Source organism: Pseudomonas aylmerensis (assembly GCF_001702265.1).
Taxonomy (GTDB): Bacteria; Pseudomonadota; Gammaproteobacteria; order Pseudomonadales; family Pseudomonadaceae; genus Aquipseudomonas; species Aquipseudomonas aylmerensis.
Window position 1 is genome coordinate 175,180 of the sequence record NZ_MAUE01000012.1, and the last position, 25,199, is coordinate 200,378.

Genomic DNA, 25,199 nt, shown 5'->3' on the forward strand with positions numbered 1-25,199 from the left:
AGCCCGTTTGCCACAAGGGGCGTCAGGCCTGGCGCATCAGCCGCGTCAGGAGGCGATCCAGCGCATTGGCAAACGCCTGCTTGTCCTTCTCCCCGTGGGGCGGTGGACCGCCGCCCATCTGGCCTTGCTCGCGCAGATCAGTGAACAGGTTCCGCACCGCCAAGCGTTCACTCATGTTCGCCGGGCTGAACTCCTTGCCGCGCGGGTCCAGAGCCGTGACGCCCTTTTTCACCAACCGGTCGGCCAGCGGCACATCGCTGCAGATCACCAGTTCACCGGGCACCGCGTGCTCCACCAGGTAGTCATCGGCCGCGTCCGGGCCGCTGGGCACCACGATCAATTTCACGCAAGCAAAGCTCGGCTTGATCTGGCTCTGCCCGGCCACCAGCACCACCTCGAACTGACGTTTTAAAGCGAACTTCACCACCTGGTCCTTGGCCGCCCGCGGGCAGGCATCTGCATCGATCCAGACGCGCATGCCTATGCCACCACTCGGCGCTTTTCGGCCAGGCGGCTGCGGCCGTACAGCACCGCAATCGCCAGGATTGCCACGGCCTGCGCACCCAGCGAGTACGCATCGGCGTGGATGCCCAGCCAGTCAAAGTCAAAGAACGCCACCGGCCGCGTGCCGAAGATGCCCGCTTCCTGCAACGCCTTCACGCCGTGCCCGGCAAACACCACCGACAGCGCGCACAGCAGCGCCGCGTTGATACCGAAGAACAGCGCCAGCGGCAACTTGGCCGAGCCGCGCAGGATCACCCAGGCCAGGCCCACCAACAGCACCAGCGCCGTGGCGCCACCCGCCAGCACGGCGTTGTGCCCAGCCGGGCCGGCCTGCAGCCACAGGGTTTCGTAGAACAGGATCACTTCGAACAGCTCGCGGTACACCGAGAAGAACGCCAGCATCGCGAAGCCGAAACGCCCGCCACCGCCGACCAGGCTGCTTTTGATGTAGTCCTGCCAGGCCGCTGCGTGGCGCCGGTCGTGCATCCACACGCCAAGCCACAGCACCATCACGCTGGCAAACAGCGCCGTGCAGCCTTCAAGCAATTCACGCTGGGCGCCGCTCACGTCAATCACATACGCGGCCAGCGCCCAGGTGGCCAAGCCAGCCAACAGCGCCAGGCCCCAACCGACGTTGACGCTGCGCACCGCCGATTGCTGGCCGGTGTTACGCAGGAACGCGAGGATCGCGGCCAGCACCAGAATCGCTTCCAGCCCTTCACGCAGCAGGATCAGCAAACCGGAGATGTAGCTCAACGACCAACTCAGGCCATCGCTGCCGAGCAGACCGGCAGACTCCGTGAGCTTGCCCTTGGCCACGTCCAGGCGCTGTTGCACCTGCTCGATCGGCAAACCGTCCTGCAGCGACTGCCGATAGGCCATCAGGGCCTTCTCGGTGTCCTTGCGCACGTTGGCGTCGACGTTATCCAGCGAACTCTCAACCAGCTCGAAGCCTTCCAGGTAAGCGGCTACCGACAGGTCGTAGGCCTGGTCATGGTCGCCGTTGCGGAAGGCAGCGAGGCTCTTGTCCAGGGTCGCGGCGGTGTAGTCGAGCAACTGCGCCGGGCCCCGCTTGACCTGCGGCGGCTGTGCACGCTGGGCGCGGAAGGTCGCGGCAGCAGATGGGCCGTTGGCGGCCAGCACTTCATTGGGGGTCTGGCGGGCCAGGTCGGCGAGGTTGAACGGTTGCTCGGTTTTCGCCGCAGCCGGGTCGGCAGTGAAGCCGGCGATGTAGGTGGCCAAGTCCCAGCGCTGGCGATCATCCAATTGGTCGGCGAAAGACGGCATATCCGTACCTTCGACGCCCAGGCCGAGGGTGTTGTAGATCGCGTAGAGGCTCAGGCGATCCAGGCGCGCGGCATCGCGCAGGTTGGCCGGCGGTGGCGTCATGCCCACGCTGGCCGGGCCATCACCGGCGCCGGCCGTGCCATGGCACACCGAGCAATGCTGCGCGTACAGCGGTGCGCCGCGCGTGGGGTCGGGCGTGATCGCCGGCGCCTGGCTGACTTCATACGCCACCGCCAACTGGGCACCGAGCTGGCGCGCCTGGCGTGCAACTGCGCCGCCATCCTGGCGGGCGGTTACCGCGGCCAGGAGTTCATCGACACCCTTTACCAGCGCCGCGCGTTCGGGGCGCTGCGGCAACTCGGCGACCAGGCCCTGCAACACGCCGAGAAATTCCAGCTGCTCACTGTATTCGGACTCATCGATGACCTTGCCCGCCTCCACCGTCGGTGGGTAGTCGGCGCCAATGTAGTCCAGCAAATGCAGGGCCTGGGGGGCGCCCTCGGCAGTCGCGGCCAACAGGTTGAAGCTGCACGACATCAACGCCGGCAACAGCAGCCAGGCGAGAAAACGGAAGGGGGCAGTCATGAATGAATCTCAAAGGGAAATACGAAGTAACACATTGTTAAGCCTTAAAGGATTTGACTCAAGGCGTTAGTGATTTGTCGTTTGCGAGGGCGGGAAATTTCAGCGGCGCAGTAGTGGCATCCGCGTCGACTCATTCAAAGCAAAAAGCCATTGTTTTGCCAGTAATGGCGCTTATAATGCCGCGCCCTGTTAGTGCGAAAGGGAATTTCGTTCCTCGTTTTTATGAGGAATCCTCACATCAGCTGAAGACTTTCAGGGAAGAAGTTGCATGGCATTTCGCGCCTTACCTCCGCTCGCGCTCGTGGCGGTTACCTTGCTGTCCGGTTGTTCGATGTTCCGCAGCTACGACACCGAGCTGCAAGCCACCAACCAGCAATTGGCCACTGGCAACGTCGACGGCGCCCTGACGCTGCTGGAAAAGAACAACAGCGGCGACGACAAGGACCTGCTGTATTTCTTCGAGAAAGGCGAGTTGCTGCGGGCCAAGGGCGACATCACCGGCAGCCAGACCGCCTGGCGCAGCGCCGACCTGCAAGTCTACAAGTGGGAAGAGTCGGTCAAGTTCGACAGCGAAAAGTACCTCTCCCAGTTCGGCAGCTTCCTGGTCAACGACAAGGTGCGTCGCTACGAAGGCTATGACTACGAAAAGGTCATGCTGACCACGCAGATGGCTCTGAACCTGCTGGCCCTGAACGACTTCGACGGCGCACGCACCGAAATCAAGAAGACCCACGAGCGCGAAGCCGTGATCGCCGACCTGCGCGACAAGGAATACCTCAAGCGTGAGGACGAAGCCCAGCGCGAAGGCGTGACCACCCAGATGAAAGACCTGCGCGGCTACCCGGTGGAGTCCCTCGACGCGCCGGAAGTGGTCGGCCTGAAAAACAGCTACCAGAGTGCGTTCAGCCATTACCTGGCCGGCTTCGTCTACGAAGCACTGGGTGAAAAAGACCTGGCCGCGCCCGGCTATCGCAAGGCCGCCGAGCTGCGCCCCAACACCAAGCTGCTGGAACAAGCCCTGCTGGACCTGGACAAATCCAAGGTCGGCGCCGACGAAACCGACGTGCTGATCGTGGTCCAGAGCGGCCTGGCCCCCGCGCGCGACTCGATTCGCCTGCCGCTGCCGATCCCGATCAATGGCAACCTGGTGATCACCCCGCTGTCGTTCCCGGTAATCAAGGCCGACACCTCCACGGCCACCTTCGCCCAGATCGGCATCGACGGCCAGCAGCAGAACCTCACCGCGCTCAACAGCACCACGGCCATGTCCCGCCGTGCGCTGCGCGATGACATGCCCGGCATTATCCTGCGCACTACCGTGCGGGCAGTCACCCGTGGCGTGGCGCAAAACAACCTGAACAAGACCAACCCGATGGCGGGCCTGGTGCTGGGTATTGCCTCGGCCGTGACCGAAGGCGCCGACACCCGCACCTGGCGCACCCTGCCGGACATGACCCAAGTCACTCGCCTGCGCCTCAAGCATGGCGAACACCAGGTCAGCCTGCCCAACGCCCTGGGCGGCACGCTAGTGACGGTCAAGGCCGACCAGCGTTACCAGGTAATCACACTGCGCGTGGTCGGCAACCAGGTGTTCGCCGGCGGGCTTGCGGCCCATGTGGTGCCGAGCACGCCGCCCCAGGCCATTGCCACCCTCAAACAACCTTAAGGAGCACGCTATGCGTCATTTCATCCTCGGCGCCCTGGCGCTGGTCCTCCTCGCCGGCTGCGCCACCCCGCCGCCGCCGGAGCCTGGCAGCGCCGCGAGCAAAATCGTGGTGATGGGCAAGTTCAAGGGCATCGCCGTCGGCGCCATTCGCGTCGCGCGCGAGAATGGCTTCCTCACCGCCAAGGTGCAGTTGAGCAACATCACCAGCAGCAACCAGATGATGTATTACCGCTTCGCCTGGCTGGGCGCCGACGGCTTCCCGGTGGGCGACGAAGAAACCTGGAAAGTGCTGAACCTGTACGCCAACCAGGCAACCTTCCTGCCGGCCATCGCCAATCTGCCGCAAGCGGCGGACTTCCGTCTCGAAGTCAAAACCCCTTGAGCCGTCCACCCTTTTTGAGAGATTTCCCCATGTTTGCACGCTTCTCGATCCTCGCCGTGGTGGCCGTCCTGGCCAGCGGTTGCGCCAACACCTCGCCGGTACTGGGCGGCAAGAACATCAGCTACGGCGACACCAAGGCCGTGGAACTGGTGACCAACGAGTTCGGCTCCACCGACCTGCAGATGATCGCCGAAAGCATGACTCGCTCCCTGGCCCAGTCCGGCATCCTGCAGGGCCGCCCGGTGGTGCAGGTGTATGACGTGAAGAACAAGACCAGCGAATACATCGACACCCGCGAGATCACCACGTCGATCAAGACCCAGCTGATGAAAACCGGCACCGCGCGCTTCGCGAGCGACAACACCGACATGCAAAGCCAGGTCGACCAGCTCAAGCTGCAGAACCAGAGCGGCCTGTACAAGAAGTCCACCGTGAGCAAGACCGGCAACATGGTCGCCGCCAAGTACCGCCTGGAAGGCTCGATCAGCTCCATCGTCAAGCGCAGCTCGGACTACAAGGACGTGTTCTACAAGTTCAGCCTGCAGCTGATCGACGTCGAGAGCGGCCTGGCCGAATGGATGGACGAAAAAGAAATCCGCAAGACTACGGAGCGCTAAGCAATGCGTGCATGGATCGGCATGATTGGCCTGCTGTGCGCCTTTGGCGCCTCGGCCGCCCCGAAGATCGCGGTGACCGACCTGGCCTATGAGGCGCGGGTCGAGGAATACATTCACCAGGTGTCGGCCAATAACAACTTCCAGGCCAGCGCTTACCACGCCAGCGGGTCCTCGAACTACAGCGAGTACGAAAGCCGTACCAGCTACATCGAGCAGACCGAGCTGCGCAAGTTCAGCGGTGATATCAAGGGCGAGATCCTCAAGTCCCGGCAGTTCCAGTTGGTGCAGGGCACGCCCTACACTGCCGACGCCAAGGGTGACGTCTACGACGTGATCAAGCGCATCAAGGCCGGTCACTTCAAGGGCGCGGACTATGTGCTGTTCGGCACGCTGTCGGACATCGACTTTACCCAGGACATCAACGCCCTGGACCACACCAACAGTTACTCGGCGGTGCTGGGCCTGACGCTGGTGGCGGATTTCAGCCTGATCAACACGCGCACCTACGAGATCACCTCGGCGTTCACCGCCATGGGCGAAGGCCAGGACACCAAGCTGGTCAACAACCGTGACGTACGCGTCAGCCTGAACCGACCACGCGTGGTTAAAGAGGTGTCGAAAGCCTTGGGTGAGGATGTTGCGCGGCAGCTGGCCGAACAACTGGGTGGTGGTTATCAGGAACAACCTGGGCAGCCGGCATTGCGCAATAACCTGCCACGGGATGAAGCGCCGAAGATCCTGCGCTGAATGAAAATCCCGCTACCGACATAAAACCAATGTGGGAGCGGGCTTGCTCGCGAATGCGGTGGATCAGTCAATACATCTGGTGACTGACACTGCGCATTCGCGAGCAAGCCCGCTCCCACATTTTTTAACCGGTTTCGTCAGTTACGCCGTCGCGCGATGCAAGCTGGCGAGGAAACCCGCCGCTCCCACGAACAACCCGGCAAACGTGCGGTTCATGCGTTTCTGCTGCTTCGGTGTACGCAACAGACGCAACACTTTCGAGGCCAACCCGGTGTAGCCCGCCATCACGATCATGTCGACGCTGATCATCGTCGCGCCGAGGATCAGGTACTGGATCAGCAGCGGCGCCTGCGGGTTCACGAACTGCGGCAGCACCGCCAGCATGAACACCAAGGCCTTGGGGTTGCTGGCGTTGACCAGGAAACCACGGAACATCATCGCCATCGGCTTGCCGATCGGGCGTATCGTCGCGTCCTCGCTCATGTCCATGGGCAAGGCACGCCATTGCTTGATGGCCAGGTACACCAGGTAGGCCACGCCGAACCATTTGATCGCATAAAACGCGGTAGACGATGCCGCCAGAATCGCTCCCAGGCCACCCGCTACCACGGCAATCTGCATCGCCAGGCCCAGTTGCAGGCCGATGGCGTTCCAATAGCCGCGCAGGAAACCGTATTGCAGGCCGCTGGACATCGACGCGATGGCACCGGCGCCGGGGGAAAGGGAGATGATCCAACTGGCCACGAAAAAGGCCAGCCATGTGTCGAGTGCCATTACACACCTCAGGGAAGAGTTAGCGGTTATGCCTAAAGCTAACTCCGCCGACCAAAGGCTGGCTATAGATTTTTTACAAGATGTGAATACTAGCGATCGCCGGGGAACACGTGAGTCCCTGGCCAACGCCGCACCGAGCGCTGGAAGAACAGGCTGTTGGGGACCTGCACCATCGCGCTGTCAGTGCCGGCTTCTGCCACTTCGACCAGCGTGGTGTAGAGCAGGTTGATCGCCACCACCCGCCCCTTCACGCCGGGTTTGTCGACGGTATCCACCAGCTCGACGATATCACCGAGGCGAAACGGCCCGACGGTGAAGATCAGAATCGCGCACAGCAGGTTGGAGAGCACCGACCACATGGCGAAGAACGCCACCGCCGCCACCGCCACGAACCCCGACAGCGCGGTCCACAAAACCGTGGCCGACACTCCCAGGCGGCCCAGCACGAAGATCAGCGCACTGCCCATTATCAGCCAGCGCAAGCCGCCGCGCAGCGGCATCAGCAATTGCGGCGGCAGCGGGTAGCGTTCGCCCAGGCGCGTCAGCCCCTTGGCGACAAAGCGCTGGGCGAGGTAGCCGGCCAGCAGGATCAACAGGATTTGCACACCGATCCACACGGGCTCGACCCATTGCGTCGGTATCGGCAGCTGCAACGCTTCCATCAGGACAGCGCCTCCAGCTCCGCCTGCAGGGTTTCCAGCAACTCGAGGGCTTCCATCCAGGTTTCCTCCAGTTGCCCTTCACGCACCTTGAGCTTGGCCTGTTCGGCAAGCAGGTCGCGCAGCTCATCCTTGCGCGCAGCCTCGTACACGGCGCTGTCGCCCAGGCTGGTCTCGATCTTGGCCAGGCGCTCGTGCACCTTGCCCAACTCGGCTTCCAGCTTGTCGGCTTCACGCTTGTGCGGCGCCAACTGTTGGCGCAACGCAGCAGCGGCCTGGCGTTGGGCTTTCTTGTCGGTCTTGTCCGGGTTGACCGGGGTGTTGCTCACCGGCGCGTTGCGCAGGCGGTAATCCGTCAGCCAGCGCGCGTAGTCGTCCAGGTCGCCGTCGAACTCTTCGACTTTGCCATCCGCCACCAGCAGGAAGTTGTCGGTGGTGCTCTTGAGCAAGTGGCGATCGTGAGACACCACCAATACCGCACCGCTGAACTCCTGCAAGGCCATGGTCAGCGCCAGGCGCATTTCCAGGTCCAGGTGGTTGGTCGGTTCGTCGAGCAGCAGCAGGTTCGGGCGATCCCAGGCGATCAAGGCCAGGGCCAGGCGGGCTTTTTCGCCGCCGGAGAAATTCAGCACCGGCTCATCGATGCGCGCGCCACGGAAGTCGAAACCGCCGAGGAAGTCGCGCAGGGTCTGCTCGCGCTCGGTCGGCGCCAGGCGCTGCAGGTGCAGCAACGGGCTGGCCTTGGAGTCGAGGGAGTCCAACTGATGCTGGGCGAAATAGCCCACTACCAGGTTCTCGCCACGGGTCAGGCGGCCGGCCAGGGGCTGCAACTCGCCGGACAGGTTCTTGATCAGCGTCGACTTGCCCGCACCGTTAGGCCCGAGCAAACCGATGCGTGCACCCGGCGTGAGCTGCAGCTTGACCTTCTCCAGGATGGTTTTGTCGCCATAACCCAGGCGTGCATCCGAAAGGTCGAGCAGCGGGCTGGAGATTTTCACCGACTCACGGAACACGAAATCGAACGGCGAATCGACGTGGGCCGCCGACAGCTCTTCCATGCGCTCCAGGGCCTTGATCCGGCTCTGGGCCTGGCGGGCCTTGGTGGCCTGGGCCTTGAACCGGGCGATGTAGCTTTCCATGTGCGCACGTTGCGCCTGTTGCTTCTCGTAGGCCTGTTGCTGCTGGGCCAGGCGCTCGGCACGCGCGCGTTCAAACGCAGTGTAGCCGCCCCGGTAGAGAGTGATTTTCTTCTGTTCGACGTGGGCTATATTGTCGACCACGGCATCGAGGAAATCCCGGTCGTGGGAAATCAGCAGCAAGGTGCCTGGGTAGCTCTTGAGGAAGTCTTCCAGCCACAGGATCGCATCGAGGTCCAAGTGGTTGGTCGGTTCATCGAGCAGCAACAGGTCCGAGGGGCACATCAGCGCCTGGGCCAGGTTCAGGCGCATGCGCCAGCCGCCGGAGAAGTCGGCGACCGGGCGGTCCATCTGTTCGTTGGTGAAACCCAGCCCGGCGAGCATCTTGCGGGCGCGGGCGTCGGCCGTGTAGCCGTCGGCGCTGTCGAGTTCCGAGTGCAGGCGGGCCTGGGCCGCGCCGTCCTGGGCTTTCTCGGCCTCGGCCAGGTCGTGTTGCACCTGGCGCAGGCGCAGATCGCCATCGAGCACGTAGTCGATCGCGATGCGGTCCAGGGTGTCGATCTCCTGGCGCATGTGGGCGATGCGCCAGTCAGCCGGTAGCAGGCAGTCCCCGGAATCCGGGGTCAGCTCACCCAGCAACAAGGCGAACAACGTGGATTTGCCGGCGCCGTTGGCACCGATCAGGCCGGCTTTGTGACCGGCGTGCAGGGTCAGCTCGGCGTCTTCAAGAAGACGTTGCGGGCCACGCTGTAATGTTAGGCTTTGAAGTCGGATCATAATGGCGGCGGAGTCTACCAGCTTCGTTGGCCGCTGGCTTGGGTGTGAATATGTGCGCTGACCTGTGGAGCTTTGCCCTCTCGACTTACGCCCGCCCAGGGTGCGAAGCCGCTTGCCTGCGTATGCAGGCGCAAGGTGCAGATGTGTGCCTGTTGCTCTGCGGCGCGTGGCTGGAACGGCGCGCTGTAGCGCCGACACCCGAACGTATCCAGGCGCTGAAACAGATTGCCGGGCCCTGGCAGGCACAGGTGGTCGGACCGTTACGGCACGTGCGCACACAATGGCGGGCCATGGCGCAGCAGGATGAGGCAGTGGCGGCGTTACGCGAACGGGTCAAGGCCCTGGAACTGGATGCCGAACGCACACTGCTCAAGCGCCTGGAAGCGCTGGCGCAAGCATGGCCGGGGGATGACGTGGCGGGGCAACCGCGATGGCTTGAAGGACTGGCGGCTGAGGATGCCGCCAACCTTGACCACAACGCGCTGCAGCAGCTGCGCGTCGCGGCCACCGGCGCTTAGGAAGCGCTGGTTGGGGTGGTGCTTGGCGCTACCGGTGCAGGAGTGCTGCTGGTCGGTGCGGTTGGAGCGCTGGACGCTGCGGTAGTCGCAGGTGCTGCCGGGGTCGCTGGCTTTGCCGGAGCTGGCTTGGCTGCAGCGGGTTTCGCAGCTGGCTTAGCGGCTGGCTTTGCAGCAGCAGGTTTCGCAGCTGGCTTAGCGGCTGGTTTTGCAGCAGCAGGTTTAGCGGCTGGCTTGGCGGCTGGTTTTGCAGCAGCAGGTTTAGCGGCTGGCTTGGCGGCCGGTTTTGCAACAGCAGGTTTAGCAGTTGGCTTGGCGGCCGGTTTTGCAACAGCAGGTTTGGCAGCTGGCTTGGCGGCTGGTTTTGCAGCAGCGGTTTTAGCAGCTGGCTTAGCGGCTGGCTTTGCAGCAGGTTTAGCGGCTGGCTTGGCCGCTGGTTTCGCAGCAGCAGTTTTAGCAGCTGGCTTGGCGGCTGGTTTCGCAGCAGCGGTTTTAGCAGCTGGCTTGGCGGCTGGTTTTGCAGCAGCAGGTTTGGCAGCTGGCTTGGCGACTGGTTTTGCAGCAGCGGTTTTAGCAGCTGGTTTGGCGGCTGGTTTTGCAGCAGCGGTTTTAGCAGCTGGCTTGGCGGCTGGTTTTGCAGCAGCGGTTTTAGCAGCTGGCTTGGCGGCTGGTTTCGCAGCAGCGGTTTTAGCAGCTGGTTTTGCAGCAGCAGTTTTGGCAGCTGGCTTGGCGGCTGATTTTGCAGCAGCGGTTTTAGCAGTTGGCTTGGCGGCTGGTTTCGCAGCAACGGCCTTGCTTGCCGGCTTTTTCGCCGAGCTGGCGGCAACGGCTTTTGCAGGGGTACGAGCGCCCAGCACTTTAGCCACGGCTTCCTTCACACGACCAACGCCCTGGGCCAGTTTCAGGCTTTCCTGAGCATCTTTTTTGAGTTGGGAAATGTAAGTGCGGGTTTCAGCTTGGCGATCCTTGAGGGCGTCCAGCAAGTCCTCAAGTTCTTTGACAGCGTCTTTGGCTTTGGCTTGTGCCTTGGCCTTGCCGGCAGTCGCGGCGTCTTGCAGTTTGGTGCGGGATTTGTGCAGCTTTTCTTGCGCTTTACCGCGTTGTTTTTCCAGCTTGGCGAGCAGCTTTTCTGCATCGGCCAACGCTTGGGAACAGGCGCTTTCCAGGTGTTCGAGCAAGCTGCCCGAAAGTTGTTGGAGTAAATGCAACGGGGTATTAACAGGCTTCTGTTTGGCCGACATGGTTTACCTCCTGGCTGACGTGGGTGCGGCTCATACTAGCCCTCTGCTCTTACCGCCGCTAGGGCATGTTGACAGTATCGTTTGCCTTGCGTTGCAACGTACGAAAATTCTTATCGATATAACGAAAATGCGCGGCACTTTTTACGCTCCCACACTGGCATAATCCGTCGCACTTTCGGCGGGAGAAATGCTCATGTCGCGTTACCTTTTTCTTGTGCTTGGCCTGGCAATCTCGATGGCCAATGCGGGCGAGCAATCACCGGCGAAAACCACCGCGCAGGATCAACACGACCTCGCCTACAGCCTGGGTGCCAGCCTCGGCGAACGCCTGCGCCAGGAGGTTCCGGACTTGCAGATCCAGGCCTTGATCGACGGCCTCAAGCAGGCCTATCAAGGCAAACCGCTGGCGCTGGATAACGCGCGTATCGAGCAGCTTCTGGCCCAGCACGAAGCGCAAACCGAAGCCGACGCGCAGGCACCCCAAAGTGAAAAAGCACTGGCCGCCGAACAGCAATTTCTAGCCAAGGAAAAATCCGCAAAAGGTGTGCGCGAACTGGCGGATGGCATCCTGCTCACCGAACTCACTGCCGGCACGGGCAACAAGCCGTTGGCCAGTGATCAGGTCCAAGTGAAATACGTGGGACGCCTTCCCGATGGCACGGTGTTCGATCAGAGCACGCAGCCCCAATGGTTTCGCCTCGACAGCGTGATCAGTGGCTGGAGCAGCGCGCTGCAACAGATGCCAGTGGGCGCGAAATGGCGCCTGGTGATTCCCTCAGCCCAGGCTTATGGCGCCGACGGCGCCGGCGAGTTGATCCCGCCGTATACGCCGCTGGTGTTCGAGATCGAATTGCTCGGTACTCGTCACTGACCCAATAAAAAACGGTGCGCAATGCGCACCGTTTTTTTATCCCGCCAGCAAAGGTCAGGCCTGGGTGGCCGCCTCTTCCTTGTGGGCGTTGTGCAGCACTTCGATCAGGCAATCTTCCAATTCGAAACGCTCATGGAGCAGGCCACCCAGCTCCTTGAATTTTTCGGCGACACAGTTACCGGCATCACACAGGTCGGTGAACGCGAGCAACTTTTCGGTGATCACATCGATACGTGGGTAAAGGGTCTCGGCCAATTCCAGACCACGCTGATCATCAAAAGCTTCCGCTTCTTTGGTCAGTTGCTCGTAGACACCAAAATGTCCAGCCGATACGTAGTCCACCAACACAGCGCAGAAATCCTGCAACGGTTCGCGGTTCTCAGCCAGTGCCTCGGGCTTGGCGCCGAGAGCATCAAAGGCCCGAACCAGTTCGTGACGTGCCTTCAACCAGCTGTCGATCAGCTTGTGCACCCCACCCCAGCGTTCCTGAGCATTCTGACAACTTTCCAGCATGATGATCTCTCTTCCCTATAGGGGCGCTGCTGCCTGGTGCCCGCGCAACACTTCAAGGATTAAAGCGGCAGCCGGACAAGGCCACATCTGACAAACGGTTTCATTAACGCGTGCGGGCCAGATTATGCCCGCATGACTGTGGCTTCAAGGTACGCAGGAGAGAAAGTTCATACAAGTGTTTAATCCCCTTCTGCAAAGTGTGACGGCCTTTCAGTGCCGAGCAGGACGCAAACGCTGGCTCGAAATCAGCCGCGAAAACTGCGTAGCGCCCAGGATCAGCATGCCCAGGAAGAACAGCAGGCTCCACTCGGGGAGGCTCAGGTCGAACAACGTCCAGTTGATATCAACGCAATCAACCGTGCCTTTGACGGCCGATTGCAATGCCTGCCACAGCGACAGGTTTTCGATCATGTATTGCAGGCTCGGCCAGCAGTCGCCAGCCTGGTCGGGTGCGGCATTTTGCAACAGTACCTGGCGCACGGCAGTGATGGCGCCGAGTAATGCGCAGCCCATGCTCGCCAAACCGTACAGGTAGATGGCAGAACGCTTGGGGCTGTAGAGCGCGGCGGCCAGGTTGATCAGCGTGAAGGCCGCCAGGAAGACCCTTTGCAACTGGCACAGGAAACAAGGCCGCAACGACGCGCCAAATTCCAGGTAGAAGGACGCACCCAACGTCAGCCCACCTGCCAGGAATGCAAGGAAAAACAAGGAACGTGAAGGGGCCAAAGACATGCTTTATCCGCACCGCGAAATATAGGTCAATACGGTAGAGGAAAGGCCCGACCCCTTTCAATACATGCTAGAGCAGACGATTCCGCAAGAGGATAAGGACAACCCGTCAGAGGATGGAAGACTTCAAACTATTGAACGTAGGAGCATGCCTATAAAGGCTCTAGCCAACGCGTTTGCGAGACATTGAAGGGTTGGCTATCAGATTTGTCTGAGCCAACCCTTGGATAACATCCTACTTCAAACTCGCGCAGGTACCGGCAGCGGTGACGCCAGCAAGCGGCTATCCAGCAGGCCCAGCCCCTCCTGGAACAGCTGGTTGCTGCGCTCGGTGTCGCCCAGTTGGGCCAGCAGCCGCGCCAGTTCGGCACAGGCTTCCGGATTGCGCTGTACCTGCAGGCTGCTCTCCAGGTAGTCACGCGCCTTGCCCCACAGGCTGTTTTGCAGGCACAAGCGGCCCAGTGTCAACAGCAGGCTGGCATCGCCGGGATGGTCCTTGAGCCAACCTTCGGCAAACTTCAACTGGCGGGCGGGATCACTGCCACGCAACAGGCCGTAGAGACGGATCAGGTGGCTGTCGTAGCCGCGCTTGATCGCGCCACGCAGCGCTTCTTCGGCCTTCTCGTCGGCACCCAACTGACGCAACTGCTCGGCATAGGCCAGGACCAATTGCGGCTCCTGCCGCTGCGCAGAGGTGAGTTGTTGCCAGGCCCGCTCAAGTGACTGCAAGCCCGCTTCACCCTGGTCTTCGCGCTGTGCAGCCAGGCTCAGGTTTTCACCCCAGGCGCGGCGCTCGAGTTCGGCCAACTCGCTGGCAGGCAGCACCTTGTCCTTGCGCAGTTCCGGCAGCAGGCGGATCACTGATGACCAGTCGCCCCGCTGCTGATGCAGGCGCTGCAATTGACGCAACACCTGCGCATTGTGCGGGTGACGTTCGTGCATCGCTTGCAAGGTGGTCAACGCGCCTTCCGTATCGCCTCGGTCCAGCTGCAGCTGCGCGTGGCTCAAGGCAATCGCCAGCTCGGCCTGGGGCTGACGCTCCAGGGCACGTTCGAGCAAGCCGTCAGCCTCTTCGTAGCGGCCTTGCTCATTGGCGGCACGAGCGGCGCCGAGGTAATACAGCAATGGCTGGCGCTCGGCTTCGGCGGCACGGTGCAAATGGCGCTCGGCGCTTGCCCAGCGGCCCTCGGCGAGGTCCATCTGGCCTTGCTCGATGGCAATCTGCACGCGGCGGCTGCGGTTACGCCGCGACCACGGGTTGACCACCCCACCGGAGGTGGTCACCAGGCTCAACAACACGCGGATCAGGTAGATCGCCAGGCCGATGGCAAACACGGCCACCAAGGTGGCCCACAGGCTCGACTCGTAATGCAGCACATGCGGGTAGGTAATCAGCACGTAGCCGGTGTGCTTGGAAATGCCCACGGCCAGTGCCAGGGCGATCGCAATCGCCAGCACCAGGATCACATAGAAACGCTTCATCGGCTCTACTCCTGGGTTGCCGGCGTGCCCGCGGCCGCCTTGGCTTCGTCGGCAGACAGATGACGACGGTCAAGGTACGCCTGCACGGCGGCCAGGCTCGCGGCCAGGTCCGGGGTCACCACCGAGACGGCCTTGGGCTCAAGCTCGGCGATACGTGCCAGCATCGCCTTGCTTTGCGGGTTGTCCTGGTTAAAGTTGTCCTGCAGCACGCTGCGCGCCTCGCCCAGCGAGCGGCTGTAGACCGCCGACTCGCCATTGAGCGCGGCCCACTGTGCTTGCTCCAGGGCCAGGCTCAGGGCCAGGCGTACCTGATTCAGGCCTTGGCCGGCCAGCAACGGACGGATGTTGTCGTCAGGGTTGAAGTCGATGCGGAAGTACCGCGAAATCTGCTCCCACCACTGGCTCCAACGACTCTCGGTATCGGTGGTCGGGCGCCCTTGGGAAGCGGGATCGGTCAGTTGATATTCAGGGGCGATGGCCGCCAATTGCACAACCTGGTCACGCAAGGCCGCCAATTGCAGGTACAGCCCGGTGCGGTCTGGCTGCTCAGTGCTGCGCAGCGCGGCCAGGCTCTTGGCCAATTGCTCGCGAGCGGCATAAGAGCCCGGATCGCTTTGCTCGCGAAGGATCTCGTCGGCGCCCTGCACCAGCGACTGCGCACTGTTGATGTCCTGCAAGGCCGACAGGCGCAGGCTCGCCAGGCGAATCAAATGCTCGGCCTCAGCCAAACGCCAATCCTGGCGGCTGGCGCCCAGCACGGTTTCCAGCCGCTGACTCAAGCGTTGCTGGTCACCCTGCAGTTGCGCGACCAGACGGCGACGCTCCTCCAGCTCATCGGCACCCGGCAACTGGGCCAGGCGCGCCGCCAGTTGCTGCTGGCTTTGCTTGAGGGTCTGGGACTGGTCGTCGAGGGTCTGCACCTGCCCCAGCTGTTGCTGGCTGCTGGCTTGCAAGGCGCGGACCTGCACGATCCCCCAACCGCCTGCGGCAACGCCGGCAGCACCCAGCAGCAGGGCGACGATTGCCAGGCCATTGCCACGGCGCGGCGCGGTGACCGGTGACTCAGCCGGCGCATCGAGTGCGGGCTGGGTTTCATCTTTAGGCAAGGCTGTTTCGCTCACGTATCCGTCCTTTGCGTATCAGAGAGTGGGGGCGGCCGTCACAAGACACAGCTGCCCAACGCCACTAACAAAGCCGCGGCACTCGCGCCGCGACAATCCACCACTTTTTCTGCGCCTGCGGCCCGCGCCATCTCCTGGACTCGCGGACTGGGCACGAACAACGGAAGCCGGGCCACTTGAGACCAATCGGCGCCAGCCAGGGCCTGCAAGTGCAAGAAACCCTGCCCACTGCTGACCACCAGGCCGTTCAGGCGTTCCAACTGGATGCGTTGCATCAGTACTCCCGCCTGATAGTCCGGCAAGAAACGACGATACAACTCCAGATAGTCGACACTAGCACCTTGCTCACGCAAACGCTCAGCCAGCAACTCCCGGCCCCCCTCGCCGCGCAGGATCAACACCCGTGCATCCGGGCGCGCGATAGCCTCGCGCAACGCAGGCAATTGAAGCAAGGCCTCGCTGTCATCACCAGACTGGGGGTAGTCAACGTTTAGGCCGTGCTCGGCCAACACCTGCGCGGTGGCGCCGCCGACGCTGAACCATGGCAGCTGCGGCCAGGCTTGGGTCAGCTGTTGCACGGCAAGGCGCGCGGCCGGTTTGCTTACCACGATCACTGCGCAGTAACGGTCGAGGTGGCGGAACACGGCCTGCTGCTCGGGGGTAACAGCAAAGGGCTCGATGTCCAGCAAGGGTAAGCTGCTGCTGAAGATTCCGGCGTCTGATAATGCCGAAGCCAGGGCTGCTGATTCCTCGGCAGGCCGCGTCAGCAGCAGTCGCCATCCGGTCACTGCGGGCCGGCCTCGCCATAGACTTTTTGCAGGATGGCGCCAGCGCCCTTGTCCAGCAGCTCCTCCGCCACCTGGATCCCCAGGGCCGTGGCATCACGCTGCGGACCACGCACCTCGGCAGTCAGCAGAGTGCCGCCGTCCGGATCGCCTACCAGGCCACGCAGCCACAGATTGTCGCCTTCGAGCACGGCGTAGCAGGCAATCGGCACCTGGCAGCCGCCGTTGAGGTGCTTGTTCAGGGCGCGTTCGGCCGTGACGCGCACTTCGGTGTCGCGGTGGTCCAGGGGTTTGAGCAAGGCGTGAATTTCAGCATCGGCGGTGCGGCATTCGATGCCCACTGCGCCTTGCCCACCGGCCGGCAGGCTGTCCTCGACACTGATGGCCGAGGTGATGCGGTCTTCGAAACCCAAGCGGATCAAGCCGGCCGCGGCAAGGATGATCGCGTCATATTCGCCGGCATCCAGCTTGGCCAGGCGGGTGTTGACGTTGCCGCGCAGGAAACGAATCTGCAGGTCCGGGCGGCGAGTGAGCAACTGTGCCTGGCGACGCAGGCTGGACGTGCCGACGATGCTGCCCAGCGGCAGCTCATCCAACGACGCGTAGGTGTTGGAAACAAAGGCGTCGCGCGGGTCTTCACGCTCGCAGATGCAAAACAGGCCCAGGCCTTCAGGGAAATCCATGGGCACGTCTTTCATAGAATGCACGGCGATGTCGGCTTCGTTTTCCAGCAGCGCGGTTTCCAGTTCCTTGACGAACAGGCCCTTGCCGCCGATCTTCGACAGCGGCGAGTCCAGCAGCTTGTCGCCGCGACTGACCATGGGCACCAGGGTCACCTTGAGGCCGGCATGGGCCTGCTCAAGGCGTGCTTTGACGTATTCGGCCTGCCACAAGGCCAAGGCGCTTTTACGGGTGGCGATGCGGATTTCGCGAGAGGACATGGATCAATCCGTACTGAATAGATACGGCAGATAATAACAGCTCAGGCAAATACGCTTTGATTTGAATCAGCAAGTGCGGGGCCTCCCTGGCCGCGTCGCACCGGGATAAGAGGTACAGGCATCGCCGCAGGCCCCAGGCTAAAGCTGTTGCATCATCTTGCGCACACCGGCGACATGGCGTCGGCTGACGATCAATGCATCGCCATTCAGCCCTTTGAGGAACAGCTGGAAATGCCCCAGGGGTGTGCGCTGCAAGCGTTCGATTCGCTCGCGGGCCACCAGCGCGTTGCGGTGGATCCGCACGAAGCGGTCGCCGAATTCATCCTCGAGCGCCTTGAGCGGCTCATCGAGCAGCACTTCGCCGCCCTGGTGGCGCAGGGTCACGTACTTGTGATCGGCAATAAAATAGACCACCTCGCCCAGCGGAATCAGCTCGATGCCTTTGCGTGTACGGGCGCTGATGTGGCTGCGTGGCCCGTTACCACTTTGGGCGGCGGGCTGGGTCAGTGCGGCGAGCTGGACGCGATTGGGCCGCTCGGCCTTTTTCAGCGCCTTGAGCAACGCCTCGCCAGCCACGGGTTTGGTGAGGAAGCTGACACCGCTGGCTTCGAGCGTGTCGGCGGAAAACTCTTCCTGGGCCGCGCACAGCACCACGGCAGGTGGCGATTCTCGCTCACTCAGGCGGGCGGCAACTTGCAGGCCATCAAGGCCCGGCAGGCGGATATCGAGCAGCACCACATCGGGCTTGAGGCTGTCGATCAACGCCAACGCCTCCTCCCCGTTGGTGGCGCTCGGCTCAAGGACTGTATAACCCTCGAGTTCACTGACCAAACGGCTCAGTCGCTCGCGGGCTTGGGGTTCGTCATCAACGATCAGGACATTCATATTGCGCTGGATTCCTGCGTGAGTCTCGCACAAGGATAGCGTAGACAGGTGCGGTGACTTGCGTCACAGCGATCCACGCTAAGACTAGCGCGAGCGGCAAAAAGTGCCCCGACAGCGGCACCCATATTTACCCGGACCTGTTCAATAGCGCCCAAGACCTGCTGCCTGCGGGCACTGTCGTAGGGTTTGCTGATACACAATCCGAATACCCCCCTTTTTAATGGTTAGTCTGGGCTATGACCGCATCACCCGACTTTGGTGCATTCACACACTATCAGTCCAACTGTAGACGCTCACTGAGACGACATTGCTCAATCGTCAAATATCGTTTCAATAAACCCTTGTCCCAGTCTCTTCCCGGACGCGTTCGACGGCAAGGCACTTAGCCAGCTTTGCACAAATAAAAATGCCGACGACCCGCAGCACCGCCTCAACGGGCAACCCTGTTATTATCGCCGGCACACTTCCATGCCTCTTTATTAAGCAGATCACGAGCGAATCCATGAGCACCGACAAGACCAACCAGTCCTGGGGCGGCCGCTTCAGTGAACCCGTCGACGCCTTCGTCGCCCGCTTCACCGCCTCCGTCACCTTCGACCAGCGCCTGTACCGCCACGACATCATGGGCTCCATCGCCCACGCGACGATGCTGGCCAAGGTCGGCGTGCTGACCGACGCCGAGCGCGACAGCATCATCGACGGCCTGACCACGATTCGCGGCGAGATCGAAGCCGGTACGTTCGACTGGCGCGTCGACCTGGAAGACGTGCACATGAACATCGAGGCCCGCCTCACCGACCGCATCGGTGTGACCGGCAAGAAGCTGCACACCGGCCGCAGCCGCAACGATCAGGTGGCTACCGATATTCGCCTGTGGCTGCGTGACGAAATCGACCTGATCCTGTCCGAAATCACCCGCTTGCAAAAAGGTCTGCTGGAGCAGGCCGAGCGTGAATCGGACACCATCATGCCCGGCTTCACCCACCTGCAGACCGCACAGCCCGTGACCTTCGGCCATCACCTGCTGGCCTGGTTCGAGATGCTCAGCCGCGACTACGAGCGCCTGGTGGATTGCCGCAAGCGCGCCAACCGCATGCCGTTGGGCAGCGCCGCACTGGCCGGCACCACCTACCCGATCGACCGCGAATACACCGCGCAACTGCTGGGTTTTGACGCCGTGGGCGGCAACTCCCTGGACGGCGTGTCGGACCGTGACTTCGCCATCGAATTCTGCGCCGCCGCGAGCATCGCGATGATGCACCTGTCGCGCTTCTCCGAAGAGCTGGTGCTGTGGACCAGTGCGCAATTCCAGTTCATCGACCTGCCGGACCGCTTCTGCACCGGCAGCTCGATCATGCCGCAAAAGAAAAACCCCGACGTGCCCGAGCTGGTACGCGGCAAAAGCGGCCGCGTGTTCGGCGCGCTGATGGGCCTGCTGACCCTGATGAAAGGCCAGCCGCTGGCCTACAACAAGGACAACCAGGAAGACAAGGAACCGCTGTTCGACGCCGCCGATACACTGCGCGACTCGTTGCGCGCGTTTGCCGACATGATCCCGGCGATCAAGCCCAAGCACGCGATCATGCGTGAAGCGGCGTTGCGCGGGTTCTCCACCGCGACTGACCTCGCGGACTACCTGGTACGCCGTGGCCTGCCGTTCCGTGACTGCCACGAAATCGTCGGCCACGCCGTGAAATACGGCGTGGACACCGGCAAGGACCTGGCGGAAATGAGCCTGGAAGAGCTGCGTCAATTCAGCGACCAGATCGAGCAGGACGTGTTCGCGGTACTGACCCTGGAAGGGTCGGTGAATGCCCGTAACCACATGGGCGGCACTGCACCGGCGCAGGTGAAGGCTGCCGTCGCGCGCGGCCAGGCCCTGCTCGCCAGCCGCTAAGCACTCGCTTGCCGGCGATGAGGTCCTTGAGATCGCTGTTGATCTTGAGGCCGCCATCGCCGGCAAGCCGGCTCCTACAAGTGTGAGCGTCGCTATTTCTTCGCCGCCACCATGGCCATGAACGCCGGCATCGCCGCTTCCCTGTCCGCCGCCACTTTCTGCGCGTTGGGCATCCCGTGCAAACGTTCCAGCAACACTTTAGCCTTCGGCATCTCAGCCAGCAGATCCAGGCCAAACAGCTTCTCGCCCACCGCGCAGGCGAGGTTCACGCTGTACATGAAATACAGATCCGCAATCGTGAAGCTCTCCCCCGCCACAAACGGCGCGAATTTACCGTGCCGGCCTAATGAGCCAACCCCGAGCAACAACTCCGCCTTGGATTTTTCCTTGATCGCCTCCGGCACCGGCATGCCGAAAAAGGCTTCGGCGAAACAGGCGCGAGCCGGCAATTCGATATACAGCTCGATTTCTCGGCACAGCGCCAGCACTTGGGCGCGCTGGAACGGTTCGGCCGGGAGCAGCGAAGGCCCTTCCTGGGTTTGCTCGATGTATTCGAGGATCACGCTGGTTTCGTTGATAAAGCCCTGCTTGACGCCCAGCACCGGGACCTTGCCGCGCGGGCTGACCGCCAGGGCTTCGGGGGTTTGCCCAGCGTAAAAAGGCACCTCTTCGAAAGGCAGCCCCTTCTCCAGCAACGCCAGCTTGACCATGTTGTAGTAGTTGCTGACCGAGAATCCGTAGAGCTTGAGCATTGCGATTGCCTCCAGGCCGGGAATGGGGTTGGCTGCAAGCGTTATAGCTCCCCGGGCCTGGCCTTGCCAGCAGCATCAACCGCTTGAATGGGGGTAGACTGGCGCCCTTTCCTACAGGAGCCTGCCATGAGCGAGCCGACCGATATCGACAGCGACGAAGAAGAGTTCACCGAAAGTACGCTGACCCAGGCCATCGAAAACCAGATCGAAAGCGACAACCCGCCTGCCGCCAAAGCCACCTTCAACAAGCTGACGCTGGTGGGCTATGAGCGCGACGACGTTCTGAATCTCATGGCCCATGTACTGGCCGTGGAAATCGACAAGATGCTCGAAGAAGACCGCGCATTCGATACCGAATGGTACGAAACAGCGCTGCGGGCACTGCCAGAGCTGCCTCCGGAAAACAACTAAGTCACCAGACCTGGCAGGAGCCAGCCTGCGCGCGAAAACCGCCAACGCCAACATGAGCAGCCTGAATACACGCGGCGCTCTCAGGTTTTTCGCGAGCGCGCTTGCTCCTACTGGACAGCCCGGCAAAGTGCGTTCACCTTATGCCCTGCTAGCCTCTAATAAATTTTAGAAAGTCTGGAGTCCTTATGTCGTATACCCCTGAGTTGGTTGCCGAACTGGAAATCCTTGTACTCTTCCCCTTGGACAGCACCAAGGAAGGTCTGAAAGTCCACCAGACCGCCGCTCCCACTGCCATCGCCGCTGCCAAACGCCTTCATGCGAAAGGACTTATCGACCAGCCAGACGGGGGCTACCTGACCAGCCTTGGCCGGGACGCTGCAGAGCAGGCTCAAACGCTGCTGACCATCCTCACCACTGCCACCACCAAAGAAGCTGCCTGACCCCTGAGACCGCCCATGGAGTCCGCGCTCTGCGGATTCCGGGGGCGTCGCCGTGGACGCCACAAAATTCTGGCGCCAAAAACAATTTCCCTCTAAACCTCCTACGCTACTGGCTGTAAACTCCGACACGGCCGCCCACGTTGGGCCCTGCGAGCCAACGAATTCGACATGACCCGCACCCACGAAATCCGCCCCGACCTGGACGAAGGCATTGACCGCAAGGTACTGGCCCAACTGCGCGCGCGTTTCATGGCCCTCAATGAAGGCCGCATGGCTCGGGCCGTCGAGGGGCTGACGCCACGCCAGCAAAGCGTGCTGACCCTGTTGCCGCTGTTCTTTCACGTCAATCACCCGCTGCTGCCAGGCTATGTCTCGGGCAGCACGCCTGCGGGGCTCTCAAATTTCGAACCCGACGCCCAAGCCCTGACCGAAGCCCAGCGTCTGACTCGCTCGTTCTCCTACAAGCCACGCCATGGCAACCCGCCACGGCCGATTCATGGATTGTTCCTGATGGGCAGCCTCGGCACCCTGGCCCAGGCGGATCAGAGCGATATGGACGTGTGGGTGTGCCATGCGCCGGACCTCGGCGAAGCCGAGCTGGCCGAACTGCGCAAAAAATGCCAGCTGCTGGAGGCCTGGGCCCTGAGCATGGGCGCCGAAGCACACTTCTTCCTGATCGAGCCGACGCGCTTTGTGCTCGGCGAGCGCGACACGCAACTGAGCTCCGACGACTGCGGCACCACCCAGCATTACCTGTTGCTGGACGAGTTCTACCGCACCGCCATCTGGCTGGCCGGGCGCACGCCGATCTGGTGGCTGGTGCCGGTGTACGAAGAAACCCGCTATGCCGAGTTCACCCATACGCTGATATCCAAGCGCTTTATCCGCGCCGATGAAACCCTCGACCTCGGCCACCTGGCGCACATTCCCCCGGGCGAATTCATCGGCGCCGGGCTGTGGCAGCTGTTCAAGGGCATCGAGTCACCCTACAAGTCGGTGCTCAAGCTGCTGCTGACCGAGGTCTACGCCAGCGAGCACCCGAACGTGCAGTGCCTGAGCCTGCGCTTCAAGCGCGCGGTGTTCGCCAACCAGATGGACCTGGATGAGCTCGACCCGTACATCGTGGTCTACCGTCGCATCGAGGAATACCTCAAGGCCCGTCACGAGCCGGAACGCCTGGAACTGGTACGGCGGGCGCTGTACCTGAAGGTCAACCGCAAGCTGACCGTCGGCCAGCGCGCGACCAGTTGGCAGCGGCTGTTGCTGGAGCGCCTGGCGCATGAGTGGGGCTGGGACCACCGCCAGCTGGCGCTGCTGGACAGCCGCAGCCAGTGGAAAGTACGTCAGGTGGCGTCCGAGCGCCGCGCCCTGGTCAACGAGCTGAACTACAGCTATCGCTTCCTGACCCAATTCGCCCGCACCGAACAGACCGTCAGCCTGATCAACAAGCGCGACCTCAATGTGCTGGGCCGGCGCCTGTATGCCGCCTTCGAACGCAAGGCCGGCAAGGTCGAATTCATCAACCCCGGCATCGCCCCGGACCTGGCCGAAGATACCCTCACCCTGGTGCAATCGCCCAATCGCAAGGAGCCGGGCCAGCACCATTGGGGCTTGTACAACGGCAACCTCACGGCCTTGGAATGGGAACACTTCGCGCCGATCAAGCGCAGCCGTGACCTGCTGGAAATGCTCACCTGGTGCCACCGCAACGGCGTGATCGACAGCAGCACCCGGCTGGCGCTGCATCCAGGCGTCAGCGACATGACCGAGTTCGAGCTGTTCAACCTGCTCGGCAGCCTGCAACAGACCATCGCCCTGCCGCTGGCCAGCGTCGATGAGGAGCGCCTGCTGCGCTCGGCGGTGCCCGAGGAGGTGTTGTTGCTGATCAACGTCGGCGTCGACCCGCTCAAGCATCACCGCGACCTGAATATCCTGATGACCACCGAGCGTACCGACTCGCTGAGTTATGCCGGGGTGCGCGACAACCTGGTGCTGACCCTGGACCAGGTCACGCTCAATAGCTGGAACGAGGTGATGGTCAGTCGTTACGACGGCCCCCATGCGCTGCTCGACTGCCTGCGCGACTACCTCAACCAACTGCCGGCCGACCATCTGCCGCGGTTGCGGGTGCGCTGTTTCTGTCACAACCGTGCGCAGTTCATTGCCCAGCGCGTCGAAGAAATCTTCGACACCGCGCAGAACCTGCTGCTCGGCCAGGGCAATCACCGCTACCTGCTCCAGGTACAGCAGCACTATCACGTGATGGAGTTGACGCCGGGCCAGGCCACCCATGTGTCGCTGGCGACCCAGGATGCACTGATTGCCTACCTCAGCGAAGAATTGGCCAGCTACAGCCCGCTGCACCTGGACGCCATGGCCCTGGAAGACCACGACCTGGCCTTGTTGCTGCCGATGGGCATGGCCGATTGCGTGCAGGTGTTCTACCGGGTCAACGAGGGTTTCGCCGAGCTGTATGTGCTGGATGAGTTCAACGCGCTCTGGCAGCAACGCTTGCCGTTCCACGATGAGCAGAGCTTGTTGGCGCCGTTGCAGCGCTTCCTGCAATCGATCATTTATCGCCGGGATGCGCTGTCACCGCTGGACCCGCAACAACCGCTGGGCGAAGTGCAGATCTTTTATTACCAGCTGTTGCCGTCGGGCAGCAGTCGCGCACGCGGCATCGAGCCGCGGCCGGCTCCGCAAAACCCGACAAACAAACCGTTTTATGACGTGCAGGCGATTATTGGCAAGGCGGCGCCCGGCCAAGTGGGCATTACCCTGTACTGCAATCAGCGGGAGTTTTGCGAACTGGAGTTTGGCGACCAGCTGTTTGCAGTGGTCGCCCAGGAGATTGTCGGGCAACGTCGGGAAGCCGAACGTTACCGCTGCTACATCACCGACCTGGACCTGTCGGGCCTGCTCGGTGATGTACAGAGCCCGAGCAATTTGTACCTGCGCTACAAGGCCGAGCTGGAACTGTCGCTCAATACGGCGCTGAGCCAGATTTAGAGAGGAAAGGCGCCGCCATCCTTGGGCTGGCCTTCAACGCTGAGCAATTCGAGCTTGAGCGTCTTGCCGCCTGGTGCTGGCCAGTCGATATGCTGGCCCACCTGCAGGCCGAGCAACGCGCTGCCGACCGGCGCCAGGATCGAGATCTTGCCTTCGTCGGCGTTGGCGTCCTTGGGGTAGACCAGGGTCAGGTGGTAGTCCTTGCCGCTGCCTTGCTCACGGCAATGCACGCTGGAGTTCATGGTCACGACACCCGCAGGCACTTCATCGTGACCGACCACGTCTTCGGCGCGGTCGAGTTCGGCTTGCAACGCTTCGACGCCGGGAGACTCGTCGCCCAAGCGGTCGATCAGTTGCTCCAGACGCTGCACGTCAAGACGGGTAAGAATGATGGACGGTGCGGTGGTCATGATTCAGGCAGACTCCTTTTTTCTGCACAAAAAAGCAAAACCCCGCCAGGAAAAGGCGGGGTT

Annotated in this window: 25 protein-coding genes and 1 pseudogene; 10 read left to right on the forward strand and 16 right to left on the reverse strand. The window is 62.2% G+C overall.

Annotated elements, in window-relative coordinates; genetic code table 11:
- Positions 1-22 precede the first annotated feature (22 nt).
- Positions 23-478: a YaiI/YqxD family protein gene (locus tag BBG20_RS09060; protein ID WP_065902390.1), complete on the reverse strand. Its 456-nt coding sequence runs from the start codon at positions 476-478 to the stop codon at positions 23-25.
- Positions 479-480: 2 nt separating this feature from the next.
- Positions 481-2,376, reverse strand: a complete 1,896-nt coding sequence (locus BBG20_RS09065) for an FTR1 family protein (RefSeq protein WP_065902392.1) — start codon at positions 2,374-2,376, stop codon at positions 481-483.
- Positions 2,377-2,644: 268 nt separating this feature from the next.
- Here BBG20_RS09065 and BBG20_RS09070 point away from each other — a divergent pair, with 268 nt between their 5' ends.
- From BBG20_RS09070 to BBG20_RS09085, 4 genes are read left to right on the forward strand one after another with little or no spacing between them, the layout of a single operon-like run.
- Positions 2,645-4,042: a COG3014 family protein gene (locus BBG20_RS09070; protein ID WP_065902394.1), complete on the forward strand. Its 1,398-nt coding sequence runs from the start codon at positions 2,645-2,647 to the stop codon at positions 4,040-4,042.
- A gap of 10 nt (positions 4,043-4,052) precedes the next feature.
- The gene (locus tag BBG20_RS09075; RefSeq protein ID WP_008439304.1) at positions 4,053-4,424 is read left to right on the forward strand and encodes a YcfL family protein; all 372 of its coding nucleotides are present in this window, start codon (positions 4,053-4,055) and stop codon (positions 4,422-4,424) included.
- A 29-nt stretch (positions 4,425-4,453) separates the two neighbouring features.
- Positions 4,454-5,041 carry a penicillin-binding protein activator LpoB gene (gene lpoB, locus BBG20_RS09080; protein ID WP_015886479.1) on the forward strand — a complete coding sequence of 196 codons (588 nt, stop codon included), beginning with the start codon at positions 4,454-4,456 and terminating at the stop codon, positions 5,039-5,041.
- Positions 5,042-5,044: 3 nt separating this feature from the next.
- A complete protein-coding gene (locus BBG20_RS09085) occupies positions 5,045-5,788 on the forward strand; it encodes a penicillin-binding protein activator LpoB (protein WP_065902396.1) in 744 nt (247 codons plus the stop codon).
- Positions 5,789-5,929: 141 nt separating this feature from the next.
- Here BBG20_RS09085 and BBG20_RS09090 read toward each other — a convergent pair whose 3' ends face one another.
- The 3 genes from BBG20_RS09090 to BBG20_RS09100 form a co-directional block, all read right to left on the reverse strand.
- On the reverse strand, positions 5,930-6,562 hold the full coding sequence (locus tag BBG20_RS09090; RefSeq protein WP_065902398.1) for a LysE family transporter: 633 nt from the start codon (positions 6,560-6,562) through the stop codon (positions 5,930-5,932).
- Between the two features lie 89 nt (positions 6,563-6,651).
- Entirely contained in the window at positions 6,652-7,224 is a 573-nt protein-coding gene (locus tag BBG20_RS09095) for a mechanosensitive ion channel family protein (protein ID WP_065902400.1), read from the reverse strand.
- On the reverse strand, positions 7,224-9,134 hold the full coding sequence (locus BBG20_RS09100) for an ATP-binding cassette domain-containing protein (protein ID WP_065902402.1): 1,911 nt from the start codon (positions 9,132-9,134) through the stop codon (positions 7,224-7,226). Before BBG20_RS09100 ends, BBG20_RS09095 begins: the two co-directional genes overlap by 1 nt.
- A gap of 50 nt (positions 9,135-9,184) precedes the next feature.
- On the opposite strand from BBG20_RS09100, the gene BBG20_RS09105 reads away from it, so the two are divergent.
- Positions 9,185-9,652 carry a TIGR02444 family protein gene (locus tag BBG20_RS09105; protein ID WP_065902404.1) on the forward strand — a complete coding sequence of 156 codons (468 nt, stop codon included), beginning with the start codon at positions 9,185-9,187 and terminating at the stop codon, positions 9,650-9,652.
- Here BBG20_RS09105 and BBG20_RS31670 read toward each other — a convergent pair.
- Positions 9,649-10,890 carry an AlgP family protein gene (locus BBG20_RS31670; RefSeq protein ID WP_083221351.1) on the reverse strand — a complete coding sequence of 414 codons (1,242 nt, stop codon included), beginning with the start codon at positions 10,888-10,890 and terminating at the stop codon, positions 9,649-9,651. The two genes, BBG20_RS09105 and BBG20_RS31670, sit on opposite strands and share 4 nt — an antisense overlap.
- 193 nt (positions 10,891-11,083) lie before the next feature.
- Between BBG20_RS31670 and BBG20_RS09120 the strand changes: the two genes are divergently transcribed.
- Positions 11,084-11,761, forward strand: a complete 678-nt coding sequence (locus BBG20_RS09120) for an FKBP-type peptidyl-prolyl cis-trans isomerase (RefSeq protein ID WP_065902408.1) — start codon at positions 11,084-11,086, stop codon at positions 11,759-11,761.
- Positions 11,762-11,815: 54 nt separating this feature from the next.
- Here the strand turns inward: BBG20_RS09120 and BBG20_RS09125 are convergent, their stop codons facing one another.
- The 8 genes and pseudogenes from BBG20_RS09125 to BBG20_RS33485 form a co-directional block, all read right to left on the reverse strand.
- The gene (locus tag BBG20_RS09125) at positions 11,816-12,274 is read right to left on the reverse strand and encodes an Rsd/AlgQ family anti-sigma factor (protein ID WP_065902409.1); all 459 of its coding nucleotides are present in this window, start codon (positions 12,272-12,274) and stop codon (positions 11,816-11,818) included.
- Between the two features lie 210 nt (positions 12,275-12,484).
- Positions 12,485-13,006, reverse strand: coding sequence for a disulfide bond formation protein B (locus tag BBG20_RS09130; RefSeq protein WP_065902411.1), 522 nt, complete (start codon positions 13,004-13,006; stop codon positions 12,485-12,487).
- Positions 13,007-13,243: 237 nt separating this feature from the next.
- On the reverse strand, positions 13,244-14,485 hold the full coding sequence (locus BBG20_RS09135) for a heme biosynthesis protein HemY (RefSeq protein WP_065902414.1): 1,242 nt from the start codon (positions 14,483-14,485) through the stop codon (positions 13,244-13,246).
- A 5-nt stretch (positions 14,486-14,490) separates the two neighbouring features.
- Positions 14,491-15,606, reverse strand: coding sequence for a uroporphyrinogen-III C-methyltransferase (locus tag BBG20_RS09140; protein ID WP_065902417.1), 1,116 nt, complete (start codon positions 15,604-15,606; stop codon positions 14,491-14,493).
- Between the two features lie 38 nt (positions 15,607-15,644).
- Positions 15,645-16,394 (reverse strand): uroporphyrinogen-III synthase, encoded by a 750-nt coding sequence (locus BBG20_RS09145; protein WP_065902419.1) that lies wholly within the window; start codon positions 16,392-16,394, stop codon positions 15,645-15,647.
- On the reverse strand, positions 16,391-17,332 hold the full coding sequence (gene hemC / locus BBG20_RS09150; RefSeq protein ID WP_065902421.1) for a hydroxymethylbilane synthase: 942 nt from the start codon (positions 17,330-17,332) through the stop codon (positions 16,391-16,393). The genes BBG20_RS09145 and hemC overlap by 4 nt, the downstream gene beginning before the upstream one ends.
- Before the next feature lie 138 nt (positions 17,333-17,470).
- Positions 17,471-18,217 carry a LytR/AlgR family response regulator transcription factor gene (locus BBG20_RS09155; RefSeq protein ID WP_065902423.1) on the reverse strand — a complete coding sequence of 249 codons (747 nt, stop codon included), beginning with the start codon at positions 18,215-18,217 and terminating at the stop codon, positions 17,471-17,473.
- Positions 18,214-18,330 (reverse strand): annotated as a pseudogene (locus BBG20_RS33485) (sensor histidine kinase); the annotation flags it as partial. The gene BBG20_RS09155 and the pseudogene BBG20_RS33485, both read right to left, overlap by 4 nt.
- 389 nt (positions 18,331-18,719) lie before the next feature.
- Here BBG20_RS33485 and argH point away from each other — a divergent pair.
- On the forward strand, positions 18,720-20,114 hold the full coding sequence (gene argH, locus BBG20_RS09160) for an argininosuccinate lyase (protein ID WP_065902425.1): 1,395 nt from the start codon (positions 18,720-18,722) through the stop codon (positions 20,112-20,114).
- Between the two features lie 92 nt (positions 20,115-20,206).
- Here the strand turns inward: argH and BBG20_RS09165 are convergent, their stop codons facing one another.
- Positions 20,207-20,866 (reverse strand): glutathione S-transferase family protein, encoded by a 660-nt coding sequence (locus BBG20_RS09165; RefSeq protein WP_065902427.1) that lies wholly within the window; start codon positions 20,864-20,866, stop codon positions 20,207-20,209.
- A gap of 126 nt (positions 20,867-20,992) precedes the next feature.
- Here BBG20_RS09165 and BBG20_RS09170 point away from each other — a divergent pair, with 126 nt between their 5' ends.
- The 3 genes from BBG20_RS09170 (at position 20,993) to BBG20_RS09180 (ending at position 24,726) form a co-directional block, all read left to right on the forward strand.
- Complete coding sequence (locus BBG20_RS09170; protein WP_065902429.1) at positions 20,993-21,277, forward strand: hypothetical protein; 285 nt, start codon at positions 20,993-20,995, stop codon at positions 21,275-21,277.
- 185 nt (positions 21,278-21,462) lie between these two features.
- Positions 21,463-21,717, forward strand: coding sequence for a TIGR02647 family protein (locus BBG20_RS09175; protein WP_010207442.1), 255 nt, complete (start codon positions 21,463-21,465; stop codon positions 21,715-21,717).
- Positions 21,718-21,885: 168 nt separating this feature from the next.
- Positions 21,886-24,726 carry a class I adenylate cyclase gene (locus tag BBG20_RS09180; RefSeq protein ID WP_065902431.1) on the forward strand — a complete coding sequence of 947 codons (2,841 nt, stop codon included), beginning with the start codon at positions 21,886-21,888 and terminating at the stop codon, positions 24,724-24,726.
- On the opposite strand, the gene rnk is transcribed toward BBG20_RS09180, so the two are convergent.
- Entirely contained in the window at positions 24,723-25,136 is a 414-nt protein-coding gene (gene rnk, locus BBG20_RS09185; RefSeq protein ID WP_010207444.1) for a nucleoside diphosphate kinase regulator, read from the reverse strand. The two genes, BBG20_RS09180 and rnk, sit on opposite strands and share 4 nt — an antisense overlap.
- Positions 25,137-25,199 lie beyond the last annotated feature (63 nt).